The organism is Cellulomonas sp. ICMP 17802 (assembly GCF_041295535.1).
Taxonomy (GTDB): domain Bacteria; phylum Actinomycetota; class Actinomycetes; order Actinomycetales; family Cellulomonadaceae; genus Cellulomonas.
In genome coordinates this window covers 101792-125858 of the sequence record NZ_JBGFQZ010000005.1, presented here as the reverse complement: position 1 = coordinate 125858, position 24067 = coordinate 101792, and the positions used below count along the sequence as shown (strand labels likewise).

Genomic DNA, 24067 nt, shown 5'->3' with positions numbered 1-24067 from the left:
ACCCATGGCGGACCTCGAGCAGGCACGCGCGGCGAAAGAGCGCCTGCGCACGACGCTGAAGGGTCGCTCGGACGTGCGCGGCATCGGGATCGCCCGCGCCGGCAACGGGTACCAGCTCCAGGTCAACCTCTCCCGCGGCCCCGGCCCCGAGCTGCCCGGCGCGGTCGACGGCGTCGACGTCCGCGTCCGCGTGGTCGGCGCGGTCCACGCGAGCGCCTGACCGGAGTCGCGTACGCCCCTCGGGGCTCCGCGCCGCCGCACCCGACCGGCGTCCGGAGATGGGTGCAGGGATGAATGCGCAGCAGGTGGGCCGGCGGGCCGCGACTCCTGCATCGATCGGTACATCCACGCGCGAACGCGACGCCGCCGGAACGGACGGGGGTGAGGTGAGCCTAACTCGTGGGCTAGTGTTTGCTGACACCTGGTCAGCACCCCGAGGAGCCCCGTGACAGTGACGTCCGTCGTGCCGCTCTCCCTGGCCCTGCGCGAGGGGACCCGGGGCGAGCACGAGACCGCCGAGCGGTCGGGCTTCGTCGAGCTCTTGCTCTCCGGTGCGCTCGACCGCGCCGCGTACGCGGACCTCGCCGCCCAGCAGCTCGCGATCTACCGCGCGCTGGAGCTGGCGGCGTCCCGGCTCGAGGACGACGGGCGCCTCGTGTTCACCGAGCTGGTGCGCGTGCCCACGATCGAGCGCGACCTCGCGTACCTGTACGGGCCCGGCTGGCGCTCGCACGTGCGGGTCCTGCCGGCGACCGAGGCGTACGTCCGCCGGCTCGAGCAGACGGGCGGGTCGCTCCCGCTCTACGCCGCGCACGCCTACACGCGCTACCTCGGCGACCTGTCGGGCGGCCAGATCATCAAGCGGATGCTGCAGCGGCACTACGGCTTCACCGCGGACGGGATCGCGTTCTACGACTTCCCCGAGATCCACCGGCTCAAGCCGTTCAAGGACGTCTACCGCGAGCGCCTCGACGCGCTCGAGCTCGACGACGAGGCCCGCGCGACGGTCGTCGAGGAGGCGCGGCACGCCTTCCGGCTCAACGCCGCGGTGTTCGGCGAGCTGGGTGCCGTCCACGTCCGTTGAGCCGGTCGTGCGCGCGCAACCGCTTCCGCGTCGTTCAGACGGGTGATCTCACGGACCTCTCATGCTCATCCGTCGCCCCGGACGGGGCGCAGGGTCGATGATGGCGGCGTGACGCGTCGCGGTACCGCCGCCGATGGTCCGCGCGCGGACAGCAGGTCCGCGGCGGGCCTGGTCGGCGTGCGTGCGCTGGCTCTGGCCGCGCATCGGCTGGACCGCTGCCGGTCGATCGACGAGGTCGCCCACGTGGCCGTCGCCATCGGGCTCGACGTGCTGGACGCCTGGCGCGTGGCGTTCTGCCGCATCGACCAGGACACCTGCCGCACGGTGCTCGTGGAGCCGCAGCCCGTCGACCCGCGCGCCATCTGGATGGTCCGGGCCTCGCACCGAGCCGACGACCGCCCGGCGCTGCGCGGCCTCATCCGCGACCGCGCCAGCTGGGTCGCCCACGCCCGGACCGTGCACGACGAGCTGACCGTCCCGGAGGACCCGGACGCCGGCGACGCCGTCGAGGTGGACACCCTCAAGGAGCTCGACGCGGCGTCCGCGCTCGCGTCGCCGCTGCTGGTCAACGGCTCGGTCTGGGGCCAGCTCTACGCCGTGCGCGCCCGGGGCGGGGAGCCGTTCCGGGTGGACGACGTCGCCCGCGCGGAGGTGCTCGCCGGGCTCGTCGCCGGGGCCGTCGCGCGCGTCGACCTCGAGGCCCAGGTGCGGCACCTGGTCGCCGACGACCCGCTGACCGGCCTGGCCAACCGCCGCGTGGCGGATGCCGAGGCCGAGGCGGCGCTGGAGTCGGGCCACGAGACCTGCATCGTCATGTGCGACGTCGACGGGCTCAAGCGGGTGAACGACGAGCTGGGCCACGACACCGGCGACGACCTGCTGCGCTCGGTCGCGGACGTGCTGGTCCGCGCGGCGGACGCGCTGCCCGGCTCGACGGCGGCGCGCATCGGCGGCGACGAGTTCTGCCTGGTGACCGTCGGGCGCCGGCGGGCCGAGGTGGCCGACGTCATGGCCGCCACGATCGCCGAGTTCCCACTGCCGCACGGCGCCGCCATCTCGTACGGCATCGCTTCGACGGCCGTCACCGGCTCGGTCTCGGCGCGGCACCTGTTCCGGCAGGCCGACACCGCGCAGTACAAGGCCAAGCGGGCGAGGGCCCGGGCGCTGCGCTCGCTGGTGCCGGCGACCGCCGACCCCGCCGTGACCGCCGAGCGCGTGCTGGTGGCCGGGACGGCGGCGATCGTCGCGGCCCAGTCCGGCGTGGTCCCCCGCCTGTGCGCGTTCGCGGCCGCCGCGACCGAGACGCTGGGCGGGTCCGCGTGGGCCGTCCTCACGCGGCGGAGCCCCGACGAGCCGCCGTCCGCGGTCGCCCGCGGCGGGAGCCCGGCCGAGCTCGGCGTCGAGTCGTCCACCGCGGTCGTCATGCACGACCTGTGGCAGGTCGAGATCGGCATGTCGGCCACGGCGGCCACGGGCGAGGTCGTCGCCACGTCGCTCGACGCGCTCGCGGCCGTCGCGGTCCTCGGGGCGCGCTGAGCGGTCGACGACCGCCCGCTCAGCCGTGCAGCGGCAGGGTCAGCGTCGTCGGCGCGCCCTCGACCAGCCGGACGGGCACGCCCCAGTCCTGCGCGTTGAGGTGGCACGCCGGGTACTCGATCGCCGGGTCGGCGTCGCAGCTGGCCGCGTGCGCGGTGACGTGCAGGACGCCCTCGGCCACGGACGGGTCGAGCCGCAGGACCCGGTCGAGCGGGACGTCGTCGCCGGCGCCCTCGAGCAGCAGGCCGGGCGGGGTCGAGGAGACCTGCAGCCGGGTGGACGGGCCGTAGCGGTCGTCGTACTTCTGGCCCGCGGCGGGCGTGAAGACGACGTCGAGGCGCACCTCGCCCGGCGCCAGCTCGGTGACCGGTCGCTGCGTGCGGTGCGCGCCCGAGTCGAGGATCTGACCGACGAGGGTGGCCGGGAGCGCGATCCGCGTCAGGCGGTGGGCCGCGGACTCGACGACGAGCAGCGTCGACCCGCCGTCGAGCACGACGATCCCGCTGGGCTCGGCCAGGCCGGTGGCCAGCGTGCTCACCGACCCGTCGGCGTACCGCCGGATCGCGCCGTTGTAGGTGTCGGCGACGACCACCGAGCCGTCGGGGAGCACCGCGACGCCCAGCGGGTGCTGCAGGCGGGCCTGGTCGGCGGGGCCGTCGCGGTGGCCGAAGTCGAACAGCCCCTCGCCGACGACCGTGTGCACGGTGCGATCCACGGGCTCCACCCAGCGCAGCGCCGAGGTCTCGGAGTCGGCCAGCCAGATCCGGTCGTCGGTGCCGACGGCGAGCCCGGACGGCTGCGCGAACCACGCCTCGTGGAGCGGGCCGTCGAGCAGCCCCTCGTTCAGCGTGCCGCCGAGCAGCTCGATCGAGCCCTGCTTGTCGTCGAAGACCCACAGCGTGTGGTTGCCGGCCATGGCGACGACGAACGCGCCCAGCGGCTGCGACCAGACGACGTCCCAGGGGGAGGAGAGCTTCTGCCGGCGCGGGCCGGGGACGAACGTCGGGTCCGGGCGCGGACGCCGGTCGCCCGCGCCCCCGACGGTCAGCGACGAGGCGTACGCCGCGACCTCGTCCCCGGGCGTCCCGACGACGGGCATCGACGCGAGCTCCTCGTCGGCCTCGTCCTCGTCCCACGCGAGGAAGTTGTCCGCCGCGCCGACCATGTACTGCTCGCCGGTGCCGGCCACCGTCGTCACGACGCCGTCCGAGAGCCGCACCCCGCGCAGCGCGTGGTTGACCGTGTCGGCCACGAGCACGTCGTACCCGAGCCAGCGACGCAGCTCGTCGGGCACCAGGCACAGCCCGTTGGGCTCGGCGAACCGGGCGGTCGACGGGTCGCCGTCGACGAGCCCGCGCTCGCCCGACCCGATGCGCCGGACCAGCGTCTCCCCGTCCGCCTCGAGCTCGGCCAGGCTGTGGTGCCCGGCGTCCGCCACCAGCAGGTGCCCGTCCGGCAGCGCGACGGCCTTGGCCGGGAACCGCAGCGTGCCCGCGGTCGGGGTCGGCGGCACGTACGGCCCGTCGCCGCGGTGCAGCGTGCCCTTGGCCTCGTGCTCGGCCACCAGCTCGCGCACCAGGATCTCGACGTTGTGCTGGTGCCCCTCGCCGGCCATCTGCGCCACGACGTAGCCCTCGGGGTCGATGACGACGAGCGTCGGCCAGGCCCGGGCGGTGTACGCCGACCACGTGACCAGCTGCGGGTCGTCCAGCACCGGGTGGTGGACCTCGTAGCGCTCGACCGCGGCCGCCAGCGCCACCGGGTCGGCCTCGTGCACGAACTTGGGCGAGTGCACACCGACGATCACGAGCACGTCGCGGTACTGCTCCTCCAACGACCGCAGCTCGTCCAGGACGTGCAGGCAGTTGATGCAGCAGAACGTCCAGAAGTCGAGGATGACGATCTTGCCGCGCAGGTCGGCCAGGGTCACGTCACGGCCGCCGGTGTTCAGCCACCCCCGTCCGACCAGCTCGGACGCACGGACCCGGGGCAGTCGACTCTCACGCACGGGTCCATTCTCACCCAGCCGTCAGCGACGACCCGCCCGCAGGTCGTCGGCGATCTGCTGCGCCTGCGTGTGCACCAGCTGGCGCAGGAGCCAGTACCGGTGCGCGACGACCTCGGCGGGCGCGCACGTCTCGCACGAGTGCTTCCACTCGCGGCGCGCCTGCGCGATGTCCTGGTCGGTCACCTCGACCCGCAGCTGGTCATCCATGGGGTCAGCGTCGCGCGCCCGTCGAGGGAAGAACAGGATGAATCCGCCCCTTGATCGCACCCGGACGGATGATGTGACCCGCAGCACACCCGTTCGGCCCCGGAATCCGTTGTCAGGTGCGGTCGAGCACGTAGATGCGCGGGTGGTGGCCCTTGGCGAAGACGCGGGTCTCGGAGCGGACGCGCCACAGGGCGTCGGCGTCGCGCAGGCAGCGCTCCATGACCTTGATCTCGTGCGTGAGGACGACGAACCGGGCGCCCGGCGCGGCGGCGTCGTGCGCGGCCCGCAGCATGCCCGCGTGCACCTCGGCGTTGGTCGCGTGCGTGCCATGGAGGGTGCCCCACGGCGGATCGGCCAGCAGGAGGTCCCAGCCGGTGCCGACGGCCTCGACGAGCTCCGGGCCCGTGCAGTCCGCGGTCACCAGCCGGGCGTCGGCGGCGGCCGCGCCGAGGTTCTCCGACGCGTGGGTGAGGGCGTCGCCGCTCAGGTCCGCTCCGACCGCCTCGGCCGCGGGGCCGGCGGTGAGGCGCTCGACCAGGAGGGTGCCGGAGCCGCACATGAGGTTGAGCACGCGGTCGCTGTCGGCGAGCCCGGCGAGGCGCACCATCGCGGCGGCGATCGTCGCGTTCGCGGCGCCGGGGAAGTCCACGACCCGCCACGTCCGCGCGGACAGGGGCCGGGAGCCGATGCGGACCAGCACGTCCCAGCCGGGGTCGCCCGACGGCCCGGGACGCACCCCGCGCCGCACCCGCAGGACCAGCTGGCCCTGCGCCTCGTCGTACCGCAGCCCGGTGGCCTCGGCGAGGAGCTCCGCCAACCGCGTGAACACCGCCGAGTCGCTGCCCGCGGCCTCGAACCGGAACGACGAGGAGCTGCCCACGCGCAGCGACGAGTACATGGCGTCGACGATGCGCTGCAGGTGGTCGCCGCTGGTCAGCGACTTGGGGCGGGGTACGTCGAACCGCAGCACGACGAACGCGGCGACGGCCGTGCGCAGGTCGAGGACCGCCGAGAGCGGCCCCCAGTGCGCCACGTCGAGGGCGTCCTCGCGGCCGGGCACCGGCGTCGGCGGGCCGTCGAGCAGGAGCACGTCCGAGGCCTCGTCGGCCACGATCTCACCAAGGCCGGGCAGGAACGTCAGCTCCAGGGGCGTGGCCGTGCGGGGTGCCGGGCGTCGGCCGGGCCGGCGGTCGGCCGGGTGGCTGCCGTGGTGGGCGGGGGGTCGGCCGCGTCCGCGCTGCGCCACCGGGTCAGGCCGGCACGGGAGCGGGCACGGCGGCGGTGGCGCCGACGGCGCGCAGCACGAACGCCTCGGTCTGGGCGATCGCCCGTTCGCGCTCGGGACCGTCCGGGGGCACGCCGCGGCCGGACAGGCACGCGTTGATCAGGGGCACGGTGACGTCGAGGTCCTGCTCGGGGAACGCGCCCGACTCGATGCCGGCGGCGACGATGCCGCGCAGGATCTGCTCGACCACCACCACGTGCTCGCGGACGCGCTGCTGGGTGCCGCGGGAGAGCACCGAGCGCAGCTCGGGACCGGGGGCGAGGTGGTAGACGCGGGTCAGCGCGGCCTGCTGGCGGACGTAGGTCTGCAGCTGCTCGGTCGGGTCGTCGATGTCGTCCAGCGCCCGCTGCAGGGTGGCCGCGTACTGCTCGGTCTCGTGCGTGATGAACCCGAGCAGGAGCGCCTCCTTGTCGGGGAAGTGGTTGTAGACGGCCGTGCGCCCGACGCCCGCGGCGGACGCGATCTCGGCGAGCGTGATGGCGTCGAAGCCCTGGTCGGCCATGAGGGTGGACAGCGCCGCGAAGAGCTTCTGGCGGGTCTGCTCCCGGTGCTCGTGCAGCGAGCCGCCGATGATCTTGGGCATCCTGACATGATCGCACGTTCTGTCACCAAGAGCCCGCGGGTGGATCGCGCCCGTTGTTCGTACACTCGGACTGCGCGGGGCCGGTCGGTCGCCGCGCGTGTGCACGGTCTCGACGACGCGGTCGAGGGGAGACGGATGCCGGAGCTCGCCGACACCGCAGGCCTGCGTGCCGCCCACGAGCGGTTCGTCACCACCGGGCGCGCCCCCGGTCGCACCGTGCGCACCCTGGTCGCCGAGTCGTGGCGCCGGAGCCTGAGCAGCGGGGTCGACCCCGAGGTGCAGAACGCCCCGGTCGACATGGCCGGGAACCTGCTCGACGGGTACCGCAAGGGGCTGCCGCTCGCGGCCGCGATGCCCGTGGTCCGCGACCTCCTCGTGGCGCCGGGGTCCGACGCGGGGTGGGTCACGGCGCTGACCGACGACGCCGGTCGGCTGCTCTGGGTCGAGGGCGACCGCGTCCTGCGCCGCCGGGTGGAGGGCGTCGGGTTCGTCGAGGGAGCCGTCTGGCGCGAGGACCTGGCAGGCACGAACGCCCCCGGCACGGCGCTGGCCACGGACCAGCCGGTGCAGGTGGTGGGCGGCGAGCACTACGCACGCAAGGTCCAGCCGTGGAACTGCGCGGCCGTCCCGGTGCACTCCCCGACCGGCCAGGTGCTCGGTGTGCTCGACGTGACCGGTGGTCCGGCGGTGGCCTCGGCGCTCGTGATGTCCCTGGTCCGGGCGACGGTCGCGGCGGTCGAGGCCGAGCTGGCCCGCGTCGCCCCCCGCCTGTCCCGCGGCGCGCGGTTCGCACCGGCGCCGACGAGGCTGCGCGTGCTCGACACCCCGATGCTGCACGTGGGCGGCTCGGACGTCCGCCTCAGCCTGCGGCACGCGGAGATCCTGCTGCTGCTCGCGCGCCACCCGGGAGGCCTGTCCGCCGACGAGCTCGCCGTGCTGCTCAGCGAGCACGAGCTGTCCGACGTCACCGTGCGCGCCGAGGTGTCGCGCCTGCGCCGGATCGTCGGCCCGCTGCTGAGCGAGTCCCGGCCGTACCGGCTGACCGGCCCGCTGCGCACGGACGCCGACCGGGTCCAGGAGCTGCTCGCCGCGGGTGACCCCGACTCGGCCCTGGCGTCCTACCCCGGCTCGGTGCTGCCGCGGTCGGTCGCGCCGGGGGTCGAGCGGATCCGGGAGGACCTCTCGTCCGACCTGCGCGCCGCGGTGCTGGCCTGCTCCCTGCCCGGAGTGGTCGGTCGGTGGGTCGCGTCCGACGAGGGCGCCGACGACTGGCAGGCGTGGGAGCGGCTGGCGTGGCTGGCGCCCCGGGGCACGCCGGTCCACGCGCGGGCGGTCGGCCGGCTGGACCTGCTGGGCCGCCGGCTGGGCCCGCCGCCGGCGACCAGGTCCTGACTGCCGCCGCGGGACATCAGAGCTCGGAGCCGTCTACCAGCTCACCAGCAGCAGCTCGTCGCCGCTCCCCTCGGCCACGGCGAGCACCGAGCCGTCCGGCGCCCACCCGCCCGAGCCGCCCACCGAGCGGCTCCCAGCGACGTTCGCGGCGAGGCCCGTCATCCCGTGGTCGCCCGTGCGGCTGCGCATCCGGTCGTGGAGCTTGCCCTCCTCGCCGGTGACGAACACGACGGATGCGGCGTAGACCGACGCCCCGCGGGCGGCGGCGTCGGCGGCGTGCTCGGGGAACGCCGTGTCGTAGCAGATCGCGAGGCCGACCAGGGTGTCGCCGACGGTGACGACCGTGGGACCGGTGCCGGGCGTGAACCAGAGGTTCTCGTCGCCGTGCAGGTGCTGCTTGGGGGCGAGCACGACGGAGCCCGACGGCTGGAGGACGAGCGAGGCGAGGAGCCGGCCGTCGACGCCGCAGACGGGGGCGCCGACGACGATCGTGGCGCCGGTCGCCGCGCTCAGCGCGCGCAGGTCGTCGAGCCGGGCGTCCGCCGTCGTGAACCAGCGGGACGCGTCGCCGAGCGAGTCCAGGTCGTAGCCGACCAACGACAGCTCGGGGAAGAGGACCAGGTCGGCGCCGGCGTGGGCGGCCTGCGTCGCGAGCTCGACGTGGCGGGCCAGGTTGTCGTCGACGGACGGGACCGAGGAGAGCTGGACGACCGCTGCGGTGAGTGCCACGCGCAGAAGTATGCGGTCTGCAACCCTCCTGCAACGTGCCCCGACCTAGCGTCCGGCTGGACGCGGCAACGGTGCCGCGACCAGCAACTGCCAGGAGGCGCGATGACCGTCTACGCAGCACCCGGGACGCCCGGGAGCATCGTCACCTACCGCGAGCGCTACGACCACTGGATCGGTGGCGAGTTCGTCGCCCCGGCGGCCGGCCGCTACTTCGAGAACCCCAGCCCCGTGAACGGCCGGGCGTTCTGCGAGGTGGCCCGCGGGGACGCCGACGACATCGAGCGGGCGCTCGACGCCGCCCACGGTGCCGCACGCAGCTGGGGCAAGACGTCCGCCACGGAGCGGGCCCTCGTCCTCAACAAGATCGCCGACCGCATGGAGCAGAACCTCGAGATGCTCGCGGTCGCCGAGTCGTGGGAGAACGGCAAGCCGGTCCGCGAGACCCTGGCGTGCGACATCCCGCTGGCGATCGACCACTTCCGGTACTTCGCCGGGGCGATCCGCGCGCAGGAGGGCTCGATCTCGCAGCTCGACGAGGACACCGTGGCGTACCACTTCCACGAGCCGCTGGGCGTCGTCGGCCAGATCATCCCGTGGAACTTCCCGATCCTCATGGCGACCTGGAAGCTGGCGCCCGCGCTCGCGGCCGGCAACTGCGTCGTGCTCAAGCCCGCCGAGCAGACGCCCGCCTCGATCCTGCTGCTCATGGACCTGATCGGCGACCTCATCCCCGCGGGGGTGCTCAACGTCGTCAACGGGTTCGGGGTCGAGGCCGGCAAGCCGCTGGCGTCGTCGCCGCGCATCCGCAAGATCGCGTTCACCGGTGAGACCACGACCGGTCGGCTGATCATGCAGTACGCGTCGCAGAACATCATCCCGGTCACGCTCGAGCTGGGCGGCAAGAGCCCCAACCTCTTCTTCGAGGACGTGGCGCGGGAGAAGGACGAGTTCTACGACAAGGCGCTCGAGGGCTTCGGCATGTTCGCGCTGAACCAGGGCGAGGTGTGCACGTGCCCGTCGCGCGCCCTCATCCAGGCGTCGATCTACGACGGGTTCCTGGCCGACGCCATCGCGCGGACCGAGGCGATCGTGCAGGGCAACCCGCTGGACACCGACACGATGATCGGCGCGCAGGCGTCCAACGACCAGCTGGAGAAGATCCTCAGCTACATCGACATCGGCAAGGCCGAGGGCGCCAAGGTGCTCACCGGCGGCGGGCGTCGGCACCTCGACGGCGACCTGGCCGACGGGTACTACGTGCAGCCGACCATCTTCGAGGGCAAGAACTCGATGCGGATCTTCCAGGAGGAGATCTTCGGTCCCGTGGTCGCCGTGACCAGCTTCGAGGACTACTCGGACGCCATCCACACCGCGAACGACACGCTCTACGGCCTGGGCGCCGGCGTGTGGACCCGCGAGGCCAACATCGCCTACCGGGCGGGCCGGGACATCCAGGCCGGGCGCGTGTGGACCAACTGCTACCACGCGTACCCGGCGGCGGCCGCGTTCGGCGGCTACAAGGGCTCGGGCGTCGGCCGCGAGAACCACAAGATGATGCTCGACCACTACCAGCAGACCAAGAACCTGCTGGTCTCGTACTCGGGCGCCAAGCTCGGCTTCTTCTGACCGGGACAGCGGCGGGGCGGGGGCTCGAGAGGAGCCCCCGCCCGGTCGTCAGCGAGGGGGAGGGCAGATGAACGTGCCGGACCGGGTCGACCTGACCGACAGCGCGGCCGCGATGCTGCGGCAGCTGCGCGTCCGGCACGGCGAGCTGATGTTCCACCAGTCGGGAGGGTGTTGCGACGGGTCGTCACCCATGTGCTTCGCGCAGGGCGACTTCCTCACCGGCGACGCCGACGCGTACCTGGGCGACCTGTCGCTCGGTGACGGCGCCGTCGTGCCGTTCTGGATGAGCAAGGCGCAGTACGAGTACTGGAAGCACACGCACCTGACGGTCGACGTGGTGACGGGCCGCGGCGCGGGGTTCTCGCTCGAGGCCCCCGAGGGCGTCCGGTTCCTGATCCGCTCGCGCCTGCTGACCGACGACGAGGTGGTGGACCTGCGCGCGGCCGGCGTGCTCTGAGCTGGCGGGAATTCGACGTCGCGGGGCGGTTCGTCGGCGCCGTGGTCGTCTAGCGTGCCGTGCATGACCAGCAACGAAGAGATCCAGCCCGACACCAAGGACTGGACGTGGGTCCTGTCGGAGCGCTGCCCGGAGTGCGGGTTCACCGCCGCGGACGTGGACGGGCCCGCCATCGGCGGGACCGTGCGGGACCTCACGCCGCGGTGGGTGTCGGCGCTGCACCGGCCCGACGCCCGCGAGCGCCCGGCCCCGACCACGTGGTCGACGCTCGAGTACGGCGCCCACGTGCGCGACGTGTTCCGGATCTTCGGCGGGCGCCTGGACCTGCTCCTCACGCGGGACGACCCGCTGTTCGACAACTGGGACCAGGACGCCACGGCCCTCGAGGAGCGGTACGCCGAGCAGGACCCGACGGTCGTCGCCGAGCAGCTGGTGGCCGCCGCCGAGGTCACCGCCGCCCGCTTCGACGGTGTCTCCGGGGACCAGTGGGACCGGTCGGGCCGGCGCTCCAACGGCTCCGAGTTCACCGTGCTGACGCTCGGCCAGTACTTCCTGCACGACGTGGTCCACCACCTGCACGACGTGCACGCCTGACAGTTGTCCACAGGGTTCGTCCACAGGGGTGTGTGCAGCGGGTGAAACCTGTGGAAAGTGCGACGACGGGCGAGACGACGCCGGATCCGTAACACGCCCGCATCACGGGGTGTGTACCGTCCGCCGCCATGAGCCAGTCGCAGGTGGACCTCCCGGGTGACCTCGACGGGCGCCACGTGCTCGTGGTGCCGCGCGGCACCGACGTGGTCGCCCTGGCCGCGGCCTGGTTCCCCGACGCCGCCTGGGAGCGACCGCCGGTGAGCCGGGCTGAGGCGGCGGCGACCGCGCGCCCGATGACCGGCGCGCGGTTCCGGGGCATCGTCACCGAGGAGGTGGCGCCCGCGCCCGGCTCCCTGCGGCTGGACGCCTCGGCGTCGCTCGAGGGTCCGACGACGCTGGCCCGGCCCGAGGCGCAGGCCGCCGGCCTGATCCCCCAGGACGTCGACCTGTACGCGGTGGTGCCGTCCGACGAGGACGACGCGCCGGACCTCGCCCACGGCTGGATGTCCGCCGCGGCGCGGCGCACGGCCGGCGCGATCGTCCCCGCGGACCGTGCCCGCCTCGTCGTCCCGGACCCCGGGTCGGCGGTCGATCTGACCCTCTGGTCCCCGGTCCCCCTGTCGGCGCAGGACGCGCTGCCGCTGGTCCGGCCGGCCATGACCGGTGCGCGGGTGGGCCCGACCGACGTCCCCCAGTCGCAGCAGCCGGGGGACGGCCCGGCGCCGTTCTCCGTCACCGGGACGTTCGAGTACGACGGGTCGATCACCGTGCGGACCGGTCGGTCGCGGGAGGTCCCGGTGGCGCTGTCGCGTCTCGACTGGCGCGAGTACGGCCCGTGGTCCTACCACGTCAGCTGGCACCCGCCGGACCCCGAGGAGCTGCGCAGCGAGCACCCGTCGCAGCTGCACCTCATCGCGCGCTCGCGCGTCCAGCCGTCGGTCGCCCGGGTCGCGGCGGCGTTGTGGCGCGCGGTCGGCGGCACCGTGGTGGACGGCGGCGGGTTCGTGGTGCCGGCCGACGAGCTGCGCGACCGGTCGACGGCCGGACGCTAGGCGAACGGCTCGCTGCCGGACGGCACCAGGTCCACGGACACCGTCAGGCGCGACCCCGACCCCTCGGTGAAGATGACGCCGCGCAGGGGCGGCACGTCGTCGTAGTCGCGACCCCAGCCGAGCAGCACGTACCGGTCGTCCACCAGCTGGTCGTTGGTCGGGTCGACCTCCACCCATCCGGCCCCCGGCACCCACGCCGACACCCAGGCGTGCGACGCGTCGGCGCCGCGCAGCTTCTCCCGGCCCGCCGGCGGGCGGGTCTCGATGTATCCGCTGGAGTACCGCGCCGGCAGGCCGTGCAGGCGCAGCGCCGCGATCATCAGGTGCGCGAAGTCCTGGCAGACGCCCGCCTTCTGGGCCAGCAGCTGGGCCTGCGTGGTGTGCACGGTGGTGGAGCCCGACCGGTACGCGAGCTCGGTGCGGATCCGGTGCGCCAGCTCGACCAGCACCTCGACGATCGGCCGGTCCCCGTCGAACGTCGGGGCCGCCCAGTCGCGGACCTCGTCGGCGAACCGCACGTGGGGGGACGGCAGGAGGGCCTCGCGCAGGTCGACGATGCTGGGGTCGAGCCGGCCGACCTCGCCGACGGCGACCTTGTGCGCGACCTCGAGCCAGCCCACGGTGGGCAGCGCGGCGGGGTCCGGGGCGTGGCGGGTCACCTCGATGGTGGACCGCGCGGTGACCACCAGCCGCGTGTGCGGCGTCGTGACCCCGAAGTACGTCGTCCTGTTGCCGTAGTAGTCGACGTGCGTGGCGGTGTCGGCGGGCGGGGGCTCGATCTCGATCGACGTGGACAGGCAGGCCTGCCCGGGCACGTCGCGCGGGGTCATGGTCGTGCGGCCGTAGGAGTCGGTGACCGCGTTGGCGTACGTGTACGTGGTGCGGTGCACCAGGTCGTAGGTGCGGGTCACTCGCCACCACCGTCCCGGGCGTCCCAGGGGTCCTCGAGCGCGCGGCTCGGGGCCAGGCGCACGAAGTGCACGCGCTCGATCTCGTCCGCCGCCGAGTGCAGGCGCCAGAGCATCGACTCGAGCGTCTCGGCCAGCCGGGCGCGCCGACCGTCCTCCGTGACCGCGCCGGCGATCGCCACGGGGTCCACCTCCGCGAGCAGGTCGACGACGTCGGACAGCAGGTGGTCGCGCTGGTCGGGGGCTCGGCCGGCCAGGGGCACCAGGGCCAGCGACTCGCGCAGCCGGTCCAGCTGGTAGGCCAGCGAGCGGGGGTTGGTGGGGTCCAGCAGCAGCAGCTCGAGCAGCTCGGCCAGGCCCGCCCCGGTCTGGTGCCGGCGGCGGAACGTGATGGCCGACTCGTGGGCCAGCAGCACGGACTCCCGGACCACCGAGTCGACGTCCGCGGGCCGCTGCTGCACCACCGTGGCCAGCAGGCTCTCCACCAGGTGCTGCGCGCGCTCGATGCGCCGGCCGGCGTCGAGGAACTGCCAGCCGACGTCCCGCACGAGCCCCTCGGCCGTGATGCCCGCGATGGCGAGCAGGCCCTCGAGCACCTTGTCGAGCGCGGGCCGCAGCCCGGCGGTGGCCGTGTTCCCGCCGACGACGCCGAGGTCGAGCGAGTCGTGGCCGGGCGACCGGCCCCGGGTCTTGTTCCGCTCGTCCCGCAGGGCGCGGTCGATGCGGGCCAGCGGGCCGAAGGTGTCCGTCGACAGCTGGTCGCGGACCGCGGCGGCGGACGTGGCCAGCCGCCGGACCGAGCGGGCGACGGTGCCGGCGGTCCGCGGGTCCAGCACCAGGTCGCGGAACGCGGGGGCCGGCTGCTCCGTCGAGGTCAGCGCGGACAGGAGCACGTCGAGCGCGCGCCCGCCCGCGGAGGCCGGTCGCCGGTGGAAGTCGTCCCAGCGGTCGATGACCACGCGCAGCACCCGGGCGGAGTCCTCGGCGCGCTCGGCGTAGCGGCCCATCCAGTAGAGGTTCTCGGCGGTGCGGGGCGAGATGCCGGTCGCGGGGCGTCGCGCCGCCGGAGTCTCGCCCGCCGCGGACTCGTCGGACGGCACCCACGGCTCGACCGGGGCGTCGGGCTGCGTGGAGAGCACCCACACGTCCTTGGCCGCGGCGCCCAGGGCCGACGAGACGACGTGCCCGGACGCGACGCGCGCCAGGCCGCCGGCCATGACGGTGTACGTCTCCCGGTGCGCGACCGCGTACGTCCGCAGCACGGCGGCGCGCGGGCCGAGGTCCGCGGGGCCGACGCCCTCGGCCGACGGCAGGTCGCTGCCGACGCCCACCGGCGTCCCGTCGACCGTCGGGCCCGCCGGTCCGACGGGCTCCTGCCCCACCCAGAGCCACGGCTCGGCGGTGATCCGCGCGGCCAGCTGCTCGCGCTCGCGGTGGCTCAGCGTCCAGCCGAGGATCGTGCCGATGTCGGTGCCCCGGACGGTGGGCAGGATGACCAGCTGCTCGAGCCGGCTCACCACGTGCTGCAACGACCTCGGCTCGCCGCACCACCAGGTGGGGGCCGACGCCAGCGCGAGGTCCTGGTCGAGGACCGCGTGGGCCAGCCGCGGCAGGTACGTGAGCAGGGCCGGGTTCTCGAGCACCGAGCTGCCGAGCGGGTTCACCACGCTGACCGTCCCCGCGCGCACGGCCCGGACCAGCCCGGGGACCCCGAGCCGCGACCCCTGCCGCAGGTCGAGGGGGTCGCACCACTCGGCGTCGACGCGCCGCAGCACCACGTCGACCGGCTCGAGGCCCTCGACGCCCCGCATCCAGACCCGGCCCTCGCGGACCAGCAGGTCGGAGCCCTCCACCAGCGGCAAGCCGAGCATCGACGCCAGGTAGGCCTGGTCGAACGCGGTCTCGCTCGCCGGCCCGGAGGTGAGCAGGACGACCCGGGGCTGCTCGGTCTGGCCGGGCGCGACGTCCCGCAGCGCGAGCCGCAGCGCGCGGAAGAACGGTCCGAGCCGCTGGATCGACGCCTGCCGGTACACGCCCGAGAGCACCTGCGAGACGATCCGCCGGTCCTCCATCGCGTACCCGACGCCCGAGGGTGCCTGCGTCCGGTCGGCCACCGCGCACCACGCCCCGGCGCCGTCGCGCACCAGGTCGGTGGCGGTGAGCACGAGCTCGCGGCCGCCGGGCAGCCGCAGGCCGTCGACGGCGCGCACGAAGCCGGGGTGGCCGAGCACGATCGTCGGCGGCAGCAGCTTGTCGGTGAGCAGGCGGCGGTGGCCGTAGGCGTCCTGCAGGATCGCGTCGAGCAGCTCGGCCCGCTGCACCAGGCCGGCGTCGAGCCGCGCCCACTCGGGCTCGTCGACGATGACCGGCAGGGGGTCCAGGTGCCAGGGGTGCTCGCCGTCCTCCTGGTCCGCGCCGTACGTGACGCCGTGGTCCGCCAGCAGCCGCTCGGCCTCGTCCCGGGCGCGCGCGAGGTCCGGGGCGGACGGCACGTCCGCGAGGTCCGGGAGCCACGACCAGTCGGCGCGATGCTCGACGAGCCCCGACTCGCCCTGCGGGCGTGGGGACGAGAGCAGGTCGGTCACAGAGAGGAGTGTGTCTCATGACGACGGATCCCGGGCGGCCTGACCTGCGTGTCCTCGTCGGACTCGGAGGTCGTCACAGCCGCCGGCGGTCGGAGGTCACGTCGCCCACGGACACGTCCACGCGCACACGCGCCAGTGGCGGGTCGGTGAGGCCGAGGGTCTCGGCGACGGCGGTCGCGGCCAGGCGGCGCACCTCGTCGGCCAGCGGCAGGAGCGGTGTGCCGTAGAGCGCGACGAGCTCGACGGTGAGCCGGTCCAGGTCGTCGTCGGGCGTGGTGGTGCAGGTGATCCGGAGCGCGCCGGCGTCGGCGACCTCGGCGAGCGCCGCTCGCACCCCGGCCACCAGGACGGTCGACGCCACGAAGAGCTCGCCCTCGGACAGCCGGCCCCGGACGGGGGCGGACGGACGGAAGGCCCGGACGGCGACCGCGACGACGTCGTCGCGCAGCGCCACCCAGCCCGCGTCGGTGTGCTCGCGCAGCGTCCGGGCGGCCTGCGCGAGCAGCTGCTCCCCGTTCATCGCCACGCCTCCATCCGCTTGACCAGGTGGGCTCGCGCCCGGTGGAGCTGCCCGCGGACGGTGCTCGTCGTCGTGCCCGAGACCTCCGCGATCTGCTCGTACGTCAGACCTTCCACCTCCCGGAGCAGCCACGTCGACCGTGGTCCCGGCGGGAGCTCACGCAGTGCGTCGTTCAGTGCCTCGAGCAGGTCGGCGCCCTCCGCGACGAGCTCCGGGTCGACCGCCCGGCGGTCCACCTCGTCGTCGGGGGAGAACGGTAGGGGCAGGGCGGTGCGGGTACGTCGGCGCTGGAGGGACCGGACCTTGTGCGCGGTGACCGAGAACAGCCACGTGCGCAGCGACGAGCGGCCCTCGAACTGCGGCAGGGAGGTCCACGCGGAGGCGAAGGCCTCCTGGACGCAGTCCTCGGTGTCGTGAGGATCATCGAGCATGCGACGGGCATAGCGATAGAGGGCGGGACCGTGCCGGTCGACGATCACCCGGAACGCCTCGCGGTCGCCGAGGCCCGCTCGCCGCGCGAGCACCTCGTCCCCAGCGTCCACCCCGTCCATCCCGAGCAGCGTGCGGCCACCGGGCCGGTCCCGCATCCTGACCAGTGTGACCCAGATCACATCGCGTGGCCCGTGACGAATCGGACGAAGCGGCGACCAACCAGGGGTACGCCACCGTGCACCGCACGGACCAGTCGAGAGAGGTCACCATGAGCGAGTCCGCCACGACCGTCACCGCACCCGCCACCCGAGCGCGGCAGAGCGCCCTGGTCACGCCCGAGGGCAGCACCACGATCGCCGACACGGTGGTCAGCAAGATCGCCGGCATCGCCGCGAGCGAGGTCACGGGGGTGCACTCCCTCGGTGGCGGGGGAGCCGCGCGGGCCATCGGCAACCTGCGCGAGCGCATCCCCGGCGCGCGCACCAACCACTCGCAGGGCGTGTCCGTCGAGGTGGGCGAGACCGAGGCGGCCGTCGACCTCGACCTCGTCGCCGAGTACGGCGTCTCGATCGCCGACCTGGCCGACGGGATCCGCCGCAACGTGATCAGCGCCGTCGAGCGGATGACCGGCCTGCACGTGGTCGAGGTCAACGTGACGGTCAACGACGTCCACCTCCCGCAGGACGACGCGCAGCCGGCCGCCCCGCAGGAGCAGCGCGTCCAGTGACCGACGGGACCGAGCACGTGCCGACGCCCCTCGAGGTCGCGCCGGACGTCGCCCCGCTCGACCTGACCGAGCCCGAGCAGGTCGTCGTCGGCGACGTCCCCCCGCTCTCCCCGGCCGAGACCGTGGCGGCCACCGTCCTGGCGGTCCCGGGCGTCGTCCGGCTGCACGGCGGCCGGTTCGGCGAGCTGGGCACGTACCTCCCGGGGCGCCGCGTGACCGGGGTGCGGATCGACGACGAGGGCACCGAGGTGCACGTCGTCGTCTCCGACCTGGTCCCCGTCCCGGACACCGCGGCCCGCGTCCAGCGCGCGGTGTCCGCGATCGCCCCGATGCCCGTCCGCGTCCACGTCGAGGACATCGACACCATCGTCTGAGGAGTCACCATGTCGTCTGTCGCCATCGGGCTGTTCGCCGGCCTGCTGCTCGCCCTCGTCGCCGCCGTCGGCGGGTTCAGCATGTTCATGCTCGCCGTCGTGCTCGCCGCGGTCGGGGTGCTCGTCGGCCTCGTCGTCGACGGCCGGCTCGACCTGTCCGGCGTGGTCGCGGGACGTCGCCGTGGCTGACGGTCGCGGCACGCTCACCGTCACCGACCGCGCGCTGACCCGGATCGCCCGCCAGGTGACCCTCGGGGTCCCCGGCGTGGCGCCGGAGGAGTACGCCGGCACGGTCGAGCGCACCCTCGGTCGGCTCTACCCGCGCGTGCAGCTGCAGCGGACCGGGGCGCGTGCGCGCGTCACCGTCGAGGTCGCGCTGACGTGGCCGGCCTCGTCCGCGCAGGTCGCCGGCCAGGTCCAGGAGGCGGTCCGCCGGGAGCTCGAGCGCCAGGCCGGCCAGGACGTGCTGCAGGTGAGCGTCGCTGTGCGTGAAGTCGTGCGCTCCGCGTCGGCCCGGCCGACGGCGAGGGTCCGATGACCCCCGTCGACGCGCCGAACGGCTTCGCGCCCGCCGCCGCGGCCACGCGGGCCGGCCGGGTGGCGTGGTGGAGCATCGCGCTCGCGGTCCTGCTCGTGGCCCTCGGCGTGCTCGTCGTGCGCGACGCGCTGGTGGCGGCCGGCCGTCTCGACGGCGAGCCGTGGATCGCGCCCGTCGTCGACGGCCTGGACGGGACCGAGCCGTCGGCCCTGGTCACGGTGGTCGGCGTGGTGGTCGCGCTGCTCGGGCTCTGGCTCGTGGTGCTCGCCCTGGGCCGCCGGGTCCGGACGCGCCTGGCCGTGACGTCGTCCACCGGGACGACCATCGGGATCGCCGACGCCGCGCGCCTGGCGGCCTCCGCCGCCGACGACGTCGACCTGGTGCTCTCGGCCAGAGCGTCGGCCAGCCGGCGCTCGGTCACCGTGACCGTCACGACGCTCGAGGGCGACGACGTCGCCGACGACGTGCGCGCGGCCGTGACCGACCGCCTCGCGCCGCTGGTGCAGCCGCTGACCGTGAAGGTGGTCACCCGCGTGACCTCCGGCCTGCACTCGGGCGGTGACGGGCGATGAGGCGCTCGATCCTCGCGTTCGACCGCGTGCTCGTGCTGCTGCTCGGCCTGGTGCTGGTCGTGGCGGGCGTCGCCGCGGTCGGCTGGCAGGTGGGCTTCCTCGCCGACGTGTGGCCGGACGTCCCGTCGTCGGTCGACGTCGACACCTCCCGCGTGGCCGACGCGCCGAACTTCGCCGTCCTCGCGGGTGTCGTCGGGGTCGCGCTCGTGGTCATCGGCCTGTGGTGGTTGCTCGCGCACCTGCCCCGGCGTGCCGTCGGCTCGCTGCGGCTGCCGTCCGGGTCGGTGCCCGGCCGCGTGGTCGTCGAGCCAGGTCCCGCGGTGGCCACGGCCGCCGAGGTGCTCGCCGACGACCCCCTGATCCGGTCGGCCAGCGGCGCCGTCCTGTCCGACCGCGGCGAGCTCGTGGTCCGGCTGCGGGCGACCGTCGACCCGGACTCCGACCTCGACGCCGTCGTCGCCGCGTGCGACGGGGTGCTCGCCGACCTCGCCCGGGTGCTGCCCGCGGACCAGCTGCGGTCGCGCGTGGAGCTGTCGGTGCTGCGGCGCGGGGAGGCCGGACCCCGCGTGCGCTGACCGGTGCCGGGTGGAGACTTGGTGCATGGGCAGGGACGCGGTCACCGGCTGGGTCGAGCGGTACGAGCAGGCGTGGCGCGCGCAGGACGTGGACGGGCTGGACCGGCTGTTCCACGAGGACGCGCGCTACCTGCGCTCGCCGTACGACGCCGAGCCGCTGGAAGGCCTCGACGCGATCAGGTCCTTCTGGAAGGACGACACCCCGTTCGAGATGACCGCGAGCGTGATCGCCGCCGACGGGCCCGACGCCGTGGTGCGGGTCGAGGTCCGGTACGGCGGGGACAAGCCCCAGGAGTACCGCGACCTGTGGGTGCTGCGGTTCGGGCCCGACGGGCGCGCGGAGCTCTTCGAGGAGTGGGCGTACTGGCCGGACAAGCCGTACACGGCATCGGGCGTCGGCTGACCGAAGGCGTCCTCGGCGATTCGGCCCTCGCGTGAAGAGTCCGTTGCGCTGGGCGCAAACAACCCTGCACACGAGCCCTTCGACAACCCGACGTCCTCGGCCGTCAGCCGTTGCGGCGGTTCGGGGGCTCGAAGTGGATGCCGTCGTGCCCCGCGCTCTCCTCGGCGCGGATGACGTGCATGACCGCGTTGATGAGCGCCAGGTGGGTGAAGGCCTGCGGGAAGTTGCCCAGGTGCCGGCCCGAGCGCGGGTCGATCTCCTCGGCGTAGAGGCTCAGGGTGCCGGCGAACGAGAGCAGCCGCTCGCACAGGGCGCGGCCGCGGGCCAGCTCGCCGATCTCGACCAGGGCGGAGACCAGCCAGAACGAGCAGATGGTGAAGGTGCCCTCCTCGCCGGCCAGGCCGTCGTCGGTCTCCTCGACGCGGTAGCGCAGCACCAGGCCGTCGGTGGTGAGCTCGTCGGCGATCGCGAGGACGGTGGCGCGCACGCGGGGGTCGTCGGCCGGCAGGAACCGCAGCAGGGGCACCAGCAGCAGCGAGGCGTCGAGGGCGTCGGACCCGTAGCGCTGGACGAAGACGCCGCGCTCGTCGACGCCGTTGGCGCAGATGTCGGCGTGGATCTCGGCCGCGAGCTTGCTCCACTGGGTCGCGAAGTCGTGCTCGTCGTGCATGCGCGCCAGGCGGGCGCCGCGGTCGAGGGCCACCCAGCACATGAGCTTGCTCGACGTGAAGTGCTGGGGCTCGCCCCGGACCTCCCAGATCCCCCGGTCGGGCTCGTGCCAGTGCCGGATCGCCGCCTCGACCTGGCGCTTCAGCACGGGCCACAAGGACTCGGGCAGCTGCTCGCGCGAGCGGGTGTGCAGGTAGACGGAGTCGAGCACCGCGCCCCACACGTCGTGCTGCGCCTGGTCGTAGGCCGCGTTGCCCACGCGCACCGGCGACGCGCCCTCGTACCCGGAGAGGTGGCCCAGCTCCTGCTCCTCCAGCCGCTCCTCCCCGCCGACGCCGTACATGATCTGCAGGTCCTTGTTGTCCCGGCAGACGTCGTGGATGAACGCGAAGAAGTCGTTGGCCTCGCGGTCCAGCCCGAGCGTGTAGAGCCCCCAGAGCGCGAAGGTCGAGTCGCGGATCCACGCGTACCGGTAGTCCCAGTTGCGCTCCCCGCCGGGGGTCTCGGGCAGGGACGTGGTCGCCGCGGCGAGCAGGGCGCCGGTCGGCGCGTAGGTGAGACCCTTGAGGGTCAGGGCGCTGCTCTGCAGGTAGGTGCGCCACGGGTGGTCGGGGAAGACGCCCTGCGTGATCCACTCGCGCCAGAACTCCTGGGTTCGCCACAGCTGGTCGGCGGCGGCCTCCCACGTGGTCGGCGCCGGCAGGGTCGACCACGACAGCGCGACGTAGGCCTTGTCGCCGTTGACCATCCGCGTCCGCGCCGACGCCGTGCGGCCGTCGATGCCCATCCGCAGGCTCGAGGTGAGGCGCAGGGTCGGGCACCGGCTGCCCTCCGGAGGGGTCGCGTGCACGGCGTTGTAGCCGGCGCCGTCGTACTCCCAGTGCGCGTCGCTGCGGCCGTAGTCCGGCGACGGGTCGCACTCGATCTGCAGGTCGACCGTGCCGCTCACGCAGGTGACGGTGCGCAGGAGGATGTGCTCGGCGTCGTCGTCGGTCGGGGTACGCCGGTGGGTGGCGGAACGCTCCTCCTGGTTGTGCCACGGGCCCATGACCATCGCGTCGCGCACGATGAGCCAGCCGGTCGGGGTCTGCCAGGTGGTCTCGAGGACGAGGGTGCCCGGCAGGTAGCGGCGGGCCGTCGGCACGCGGATGCCGTGCGGCCCCACGCGGAACGTGCCGGCACCGCGGTCGAGCACGGCGGCGAAGATGCTCGGGGAGTCGGGCCGGGGGACGCACATCCACTCGACGGCGCCGGAGGGGGAGATCAGGCAGTTCGACTCGCAGTCGGACAGGAACGCGTAGCTCGCGATGGGCGGGAACGCGGACCGGTGGGAGCCGTCCCCGTCCGGGACGGCGCGCACGACCGAGGCGTGGTGGCCGGCGGGTGACGAGAGCGCCATGCTCCAGCGTGACCGATCCGGCCCCGCCTGTCAGTACAGGAGGCTGACGATCTCGTAGGTCTCGGGGTCGGGCTGGGCGTCGATGCGCGCGCGGGCGAGCTCGAACGCCTCGGCGGGCGTCGCAACCACCTCGCTCGCATGGAGCTCAGGCGCGCAGCTCAGCACGCTGTACAGCGGGCCGAGCGGGTTGCCGTCGTCGTCGCACTTGCCGACGGCGACGACGAACACCTGGTGCAGGACGTCGGGGGCGGAGTCGGTGATGAGCGTCACACCGTAGACATCGGCACGTCGCCGACGATCCTGCAACGAATGCGCGCGGCAAGTGCCTGCGGACCCGTGAGATGGTCGTGCTCATGCCCGCTGTCATCCGGCCGTACCACCCGTCCGACCTGCCCTCGATCTACCGGATCTGCCTGCTCACGGGCGAGGTGGGCGGCGACGCGACGTCGCTCTACCGGGACCCCGACCTGCTGTCGCACCTCTACGCCGGGCCGTACCCGGTGGCCGATCCGGGCCTCACGTTCGTCGCCGTCGACGAGCTCGGGCTCGTGGGCTACATCGTCGCGACCGCCGACACCGCCCGCTTCGAGCAGTGGCTCGAGGAGGCCTGGTGGCCCACCCTGCGGGCGCGCTACCCGCTGCGCGAGGATCCTCGGGACGGCACCGAGGACCACGCGCTGGTGCAGCGCATCCACGACTGGCCGCGCGCCGACCCGGCGCTCGCCGAGCGGTTCCCGGCGCACATGCACATCGACCTGCTGCCCCGCGCGCAGGGCCAGGGGCTCGGGCGCCAATTGGTCGAGACCCTGTCGGCCGCCCTGCGCGAGCGGGGCGTGCCGGGCGTGCACCTGGGCGTCGACGACCGCAACCAGGGGGCGATCGCCTTCTACCACCGCGTCGGGTTCACCCTGGGCGTCCAGCACCAGTGGGGCCGGACCCTCACGCTCGACCTCAGCTGACGGGACCGTCGCCCTCCGACGGCGTGTCGCGCTGCAGCCCGAGGACCCGGTCGACGTCCGCGAGGCTGGCGCCCGGGAGCGCGAGGAGGGCGCGCAACCGCTCGATCGGCGCGGCGGCCTCGTCGTCGGGCTGCTTCGCCGTCTTGCGGGGCGCCAGGAAGAGGTTGGCCAGGTAGCCGGTGAACGTCCCGAAGATGCCGACGCCGACGACGATGATCATCGCGCCGATCACCCGCCCCCCGTTGGTCACCGGGTAGCGGTCGCCGTACCCGACGGTCGAGATCGTCACGATGGTGTACCAGAGGGCGTCGGACGCGTCGGTGATGTTCGCGTCGGGGGCGTCGGCCTCGACGCTCAGCATCGCCATGCTGCCGAACTGGAGCACGAGGATGCCCGTGAACAGCAGCGTGTACAGCGCGCTCCCCGCGCGGTCCCGCACCAGCCTCCGCAGCACGGCGCGGCCGCCGACCTCGCGCAGCAGCCGGAACACGCGGACCAGCCGGAAGATGCGCAGGAACTTGAGCTGCGGGAACGGCAGGCTCGCCAGCAGGTCGGCCCAGCCGAAGTGCCGGAAGAAGTAGGCGCTGCGCGACGGGGCCGTCGCGAGCCGGTAGCTGAAGTCGAGGAGGAACACGGCGCTGAAGATCGCGTTCATGACCAGCAGGACCTGGTCGAGGTCGCCGCCCCGACGGGCGAAGCCGATCAGGATCAGGTTGAAGATCGACAGCAGCGACAGCGCACCGATGAAGATCTCGTAGCCGGTGCTCTTCAGCTCGCTGCGCGGCGCGCTCACGATTCGGAGTCTTGCAGTCCGGGGCCGGTTCGTCGTCGACCGACGCGGCGAGACCGCGAC

28 protein-coding genes are annotated in these 24067 nt (G+C 74.1%); 16 read left to right on the top strand and 12 right to left on the bottom strand.

The genetic code is table 11. From position 1 onward, the window contains the following. Window positions 1–4 precede the first annotated feature (4 nt). From AB5970_RS07600 to AB5970_RS07590, 3 genes are all read left to right on the top strand, one after another. A complete protein-coding gene (locus AB5970_RS07600) occupies window positions 5–220 on the top strand; it encodes a hypothetical protein (protein WP_370503315.1) in 216 nt (71 codons plus the stop codon). Between the two features lie 225 nt (window positions 221–445). Then, window positions 446–1084, top strand: a complete 639-nt coding sequence (locus tag AB5970_RS07595) for a heme oxygenase (biliverdin-producing) (RefSeq protein WP_370503314.1) — start codon at window positions 446–448, stop codon at window positions 1082–1084. Window positions 1085–1192: 108 nt separating this feature from the next. Beyond that, window positions 1193–2620 carry a GGDEF domain-containing protein gene (locus AB5970_RS07590; RefSeq protein WP_370503313.1) on the top strand — a complete coding sequence of 476 codons (1428 nt, stop codon included), beginning with the start codon at window positions 1193–1195 and terminating at the stop codon, window positions 2618–2620. 19 nt (window positions 2621–2639) lie between these two features. Here AB5970_RS07590 and AB5970_RS07585 read toward each other — a convergent pair whose 3' ends face one another. The 4 genes from AB5970_RS07585 to AB5970_RS07570 all read right to left on the bottom strand — a co-directional run bounded on the left by AB5970_RS07585 (window position 2640) and on the right by AB5970_RS07570 (window position 6703). Next, on the bottom strand, window positions 2640–4628 hold the full coding sequence (locus tag AB5970_RS07585; RefSeq protein WP_370503312.1) for an NHL domain-containing thioredoxin family protein: 1989 nt from the start codon (window positions 4626–4628) through the stop codon (window positions 2640–2642). 21 nt (window positions 4629–4649) lie between these two features. Continuing rightward, window positions 4650–4835, bottom strand: coding sequence for a hypothetical protein (locus AB5970_RS07580; protein WP_370503311.1), 186 nt, complete (start codon window positions 4833–4835; stop codon window positions 4650–4652). A 112-nt stretch (window positions 4836–4947) separates the two neighbouring features. Continuing rightward, window positions 4948–6081 carry a methyltransferase gene (locus AB5970_RS07575; RefSeq protein WP_370503310.1) on the bottom strand — a complete coding sequence of 378 codons (1134 nt, stop codon included), beginning with the start codon at window positions 6079–6081 and terminating at the stop codon, window positions 4948–4950. Window positions 6082–6085: 4 nt separating this feature from the next. Continuing rightward, entirely contained in the window at window positions 6086–6703 is a 618-nt protein-coding gene (locus AB5970_RS07570) for a TetR/AcrR family transcriptional regulator (protein ID WP_370503309.1), read from the bottom strand. A 135-nt stretch (window positions 6704–6838) separates the two neighbouring features. On the opposite strand from AB5970_RS07570, the gene AB5970_RS07565 reads away from it, so the two are divergent. After that, entirely contained in the window at window positions 6839–8095 is a 1257-nt protein-coding gene (locus AB5970_RS07565) for a transcriptional regulator (RefSeq protein WP_370503308.1), read from the top strand. 33 nt (window positions 8096–8128) lie between these two features. On the opposite strand, the gene AB5970_RS07560 is transcribed toward AB5970_RS07565, so the two are convergent. Beyond that, a complete protein-coding gene (locus AB5970_RS07560; protein WP_370503307.1) occupies window positions 8129–8824 on the bottom strand; it encodes a carbon-nitrogen hydrolase family protein in 696 nt (231 codons plus the stop codon). Between the two features lie 102 nt (window positions 8825–8926). Here AB5970_RS07560 and exaC point away from each other — a divergent pair, with 102 nt between their 5' ends. The 4 genes from exaC (at window position 8927) to AB5970_RS07540 (ending at window position 12553) form a co-directional block, all read left to right on the top strand. Continuing rightward, window positions 8927–10450: an acetaldehyde dehydrogenase ExaC gene (exaC, locus tag AB5970_RS07555; protein ID WP_370503306.1), complete on the top strand. Its 1524-nt coding sequence runs from the start codon at window positions 8927–8929 to the stop codon at window positions 10448–10450. 67 nt (window positions 10451–10517) lie between these two features. Further along, entirely contained in the window at window positions 10518–10907 is a 390-nt protein-coding gene (locus AB5970_RS07550) for a DUF779 domain-containing protein (protein ID WP_370503305.1), read from the top strand. Window positions 10908–10970: 63 nt separating this feature from the next. Beyond that, window positions 10971–11501, top strand: a complete 531-nt coding sequence (locus tag AB5970_RS07545) for a DinB family protein (RefSeq protein WP_370503304.1) — start codon at window positions 10971–10973, stop codon at window positions 11499–11501. Between the two features lie 128 nt (window positions 11502–11629). Next, a complete protein-coding gene (locus AB5970_RS07540) occupies window positions 11630–12553 on the top strand; it encodes a hypothetical protein (protein WP_370503303.1) in 924 nt (307 codons plus the stop codon). Here the strand turns inward: AB5970_RS07540 and AB5970_RS07535 are convergent. The 4 genes from AB5970_RS07535 to AB5970_RS07520 all read right to left on the bottom strand — a co-directional run bounded on the left by AB5970_RS07535 (window position 12550) and on the right by AB5970_RS07520 (window position 17153). Further along, on the bottom strand, window positions 12550–13464 hold the full coding sequence (locus tag AB5970_RS07535) for a transglutaminase family protein (protein ID WP_370503302.1): 915 nt from the start codon (window positions 13462–13464) through the stop codon (window positions 12550–12552). The two genes, AB5970_RS07540 and AB5970_RS07535, sit on opposite strands and share 4 nt — an antisense overlap. Beyond that, window positions 13461–16046 carry a circularly permuted type 2 ATP-grasp protein gene (locus AB5970_RS07530; RefSeq protein ID WP_370503301.1) on the bottom strand — a complete coding sequence of 862 codons (2586 nt, stop codon included), beginning with the start codon at window positions 16044–16046 and terminating at the stop codon, window positions 13461–13463. Before AB5970_RS07530 ends, AB5970_RS07535 begins: the two co-directional genes overlap by 4 nt. A 73-nt stretch (window positions 16047–16119) precedes the next feature. Then, a complete protein-coding gene (locus AB5970_RS07525; protein WP_370503300.1) occupies window positions 16120–16566 on the bottom strand; it encodes a hypothetical protein in 447 nt (148 codons plus the stop codon). Continuing rightward, window positions 16563–17153, bottom strand: a complete 591-nt coding sequence (locus tag AB5970_RS07520) for an RNA polymerase sigma factor (RefSeq protein ID WP_370503299.1) — start codon at window positions 17151–17153, stop codon at window positions 16563–16565. Before AB5970_RS07520 ends, AB5970_RS07525 begins: the two co-directional genes overlap by 4 nt. A gap of 113 nt (window positions 17154–17266) precedes the next feature. Here AB5970_RS07520 and AB5970_RS07515 point away from each other — a divergent pair, with 113 nt between their 5' ends. Genes AB5970_RS07515 through AB5970_RS07485 form a run of 7 tightly spaced genes read left to right on the top strand, consistent with a single transcriptional unit; the run spans window position 17267 to window position 20187 of the window. Continuing rightward, entirely contained in the window at window positions 17267–17725 is a 459-nt protein-coding gene (locus AB5970_RS07515; RefSeq protein ID WP_370503298.1) for an Asp23/Gls24 family envelope stress response protein, read from the top strand. Further along, a complete protein-coding gene (locus AB5970_RS07510; protein WP_370503297.1) occupies window positions 17722–18099 on the top strand; it encodes a hypothetical protein in 378 nt (125 codons plus the stop codon). The genes AB5970_RS07515 and AB5970_RS07510 overlap by 4 nt, the downstream gene beginning before the upstream one ends. 9 nt (window positions 18100–18108) lie before the next feature. After that, entirely contained in the window at window positions 18109–18288 is a 180-nt protein-coding gene (locus AB5970_RS07505) for a hypothetical protein (protein WP_370503296.1), read from the top strand. Further along, complete coding sequence (locus tag AB5970_RS07500; protein ID WP_370503295.1) at window positions 18281–18637, top strand: Asp23/Gls24 family envelope stress response protein; 357 nt, start codon at window positions 18281–18283, stop codon at window positions 18635–18637. The genes AB5970_RS07505 and AB5970_RS07500 overlap by 8 nt, the downstream gene beginning before the upstream one ends. Continuing rightward, on the top strand, window positions 18634–19209 hold the full coding sequence (locus AB5970_RS07495; protein ID WP_370503294.1) for a DUF6286 domain-containing protein: 576 nt from the start codon (window positions 18634–18636) through the stop codon (window positions 19207–19209). The genes AB5970_RS07500 and AB5970_RS07495 overlap by 4 nt, the downstream gene beginning before the upstream one ends. Next, window positions 19206–19784 (top strand): hypothetical protein, encoded by a 579-nt coding sequence (locus tag AB5970_RS07490; RefSeq protein ID WP_370503293.1) that lies wholly within the window; start codon window positions 19206–19208, stop codon window positions 19782–19784. Before AB5970_RS07495 ends, AB5970_RS07490 begins: the two co-directional genes overlap by 4 nt. A 25-nt stretch (window positions 19785–19809) precedes the next feature. Then, window positions 19810–20187, top strand: coding sequence for a nuclear transport factor 2 family protein (locus tag AB5970_RS07485; protein WP_370503292.1), 378 nt, complete (start codon window positions 19810–19812; stop codon window positions 20185–20187). 103 nt (window positions 20188–20290) lie between these two features. Here the strand turns inward: AB5970_RS07485 and AB5970_RS07480 are convergent, their stop codons facing one another. Then, the gene (locus AB5970_RS07480) at window positions 20291–22255 is read right to left on the bottom strand and encodes a glycoside hydrolase family 15 protein (RefSeq protein ID WP_370503291.1); all 1965 of its coding nucleotides are present in this window, start codon (window positions 22253–22255) and stop codon (window positions 20291–20293) included. Between the two features lie 30 nt (window positions 22256–22285). Then, window positions 22286–22525, bottom strand: coding sequence for a hypothetical protein (locus AB5970_RS07475; RefSeq protein WP_370503290.1), 240 nt, complete (start codon window positions 22523–22525; stop codon window positions 22286–22288). An 83-nt stretch (window positions 22526–22608) separates the two neighbouring features. Between AB5970_RS07475 and AB5970_RS07470 the strand changes: the two genes are divergently transcribed. Continuing rightward, window positions 22609–23214: a GNAT family N-acetyltransferase gene (locus tag AB5970_RS07470; RefSeq protein ID WP_370503289.1), complete on the top strand. Its 606-nt coding sequence runs from the start codon at window positions 22609–22611 to the stop codon at window positions 23212–23214. Here the strand turns inward: AB5970_RS07470 and AB5970_RS07465 are convergent. Further along, on the bottom strand, window positions 23207–24007 hold the full coding sequence (locus AB5970_RS07465) for an ion transporter (protein WP_370503288.1): 801 nt from the start codon (window positions 24005–24007) through the stop codon (window positions 23207–23209). The two genes, AB5970_RS07470 and AB5970_RS07465, sit on opposite strands and share 8 nt — an antisense overlap. Window positions 24008–24067 lie beyond the last annotated feature (60 nt).

Coding starts and splice junctions, on each gene's coding strand:
- exaC (WP_370503306.1), top strand. CDS start 8,927: ATGACCGTCTACGCAGCACCCGGGACGCCCGGGAGCATCGTCACCTAC.
- AB5970_RS07545 (WP_370503304.1), top strand. CDS start 10,971: ATGACCAGCAACGAAGAGATCCAGCCCGACACCAAGGACTGGACGTGG.
- AB5970_RS07550 (WP_370503305.1), top strand. CDS start 10,518: ATGAACGTGCCGGACCGGGTCGACCTGACCGACAGCGCGGCCGCGATG.
- AB5970_RS07480 (WP_370503291.1), bottom strand. CDS start 22,255: ATGGCGCTCTCGTCACCCGCCGGCCACCACGCCTCGGTCGTGCGCGCC.
- AB5970_RS07490 (WP_370503293.1), top strand. CDS start 19,206: ATGAGGCGCTCGATCCTCGCGTTCGACCGCGTGCTCGTGCTGCTGCTC.
- AB5970_RS07515 (WP_370503298.1), top strand. CDS start 17,267: ATGAGCGAGTCCGCCACGACCGTCACCGCACCCGCCACCCGAGCGCGG.
- AB5970_RS07565 (WP_370503308.1), top strand. CDS start 6,839: ATGCCGGAGCTCGCCGACACCGCAGGCCTGCGTGCCGCCCACGAGCGG.
- AB5970_RS07580 (WP_370503311.1), bottom strand. CDS start 4,835: ATGGATGACCAGCTGCGGGTCGAGGTGACCGACCAGGACATCGCGCAG.
- AB5970_RS07570 (WP_370503309.1), bottom strand. CDS start 6,703: ATGCCCAAGATCATCGGCGGCTCGCTGCACGAGCACCGGGAGCAGACC.
- AB5970_RS07505 (WP_370503296.1), top strand. CDS start 18,109: ATGTCGTCTGTCGCCATCGGGCTGTTCGCCGGCCTGCTGCTCGCCCTC.
- AB5970_RS07485 (WP_370503292.1), top strand. CDS start 19,810: ATGGGCAGGGACGCGGTCACCGGCTGGGTCGAGCGGTACGAGCAGGCG.
- AB5970_RS07470 (WP_370503289.1), top strand. CDS start 22,609: ATGCCCGCTGTCATCCGGCCGTACCACCCGTCCGACCTGCCCTCGATC.
- AB5970_RS07495 (WP_370503294.1), top strand. CDS start 18,634: ATGACCCCCGTCGACGCGCCGAACGGCTTCGCGCCCGCCGCCGCGGCC.
- AB5970_RS07520 (WP_370503299.1), bottom strand. CDS start 17,153: ATGCGGGACCGGCCCGGTGGCCGCACGCTGCTCGGGATGGACGGGGTG.
- AB5970_RS07600 (WP_370503315.1), top strand. CDS start 5: ATGGCGGACCTCGAGCAGGCACGCGCGGCGAAAGAGCGCCTGCGCACG.
- AB5970_RS07525 (WP_370503300.1), bottom strand. CDS start 16,566: ATGAACGGGGAGCAGCTGCTCGCGCAGGCCGCCCGGACGCTGCGCGAG.
- AB5970_RS07540 (WP_370503303.1), top strand. CDS start 11,630: ATGAGCCAGTCGCAGGTGGACCTCCCGGGTGACCTCGACGGGCGCCAC.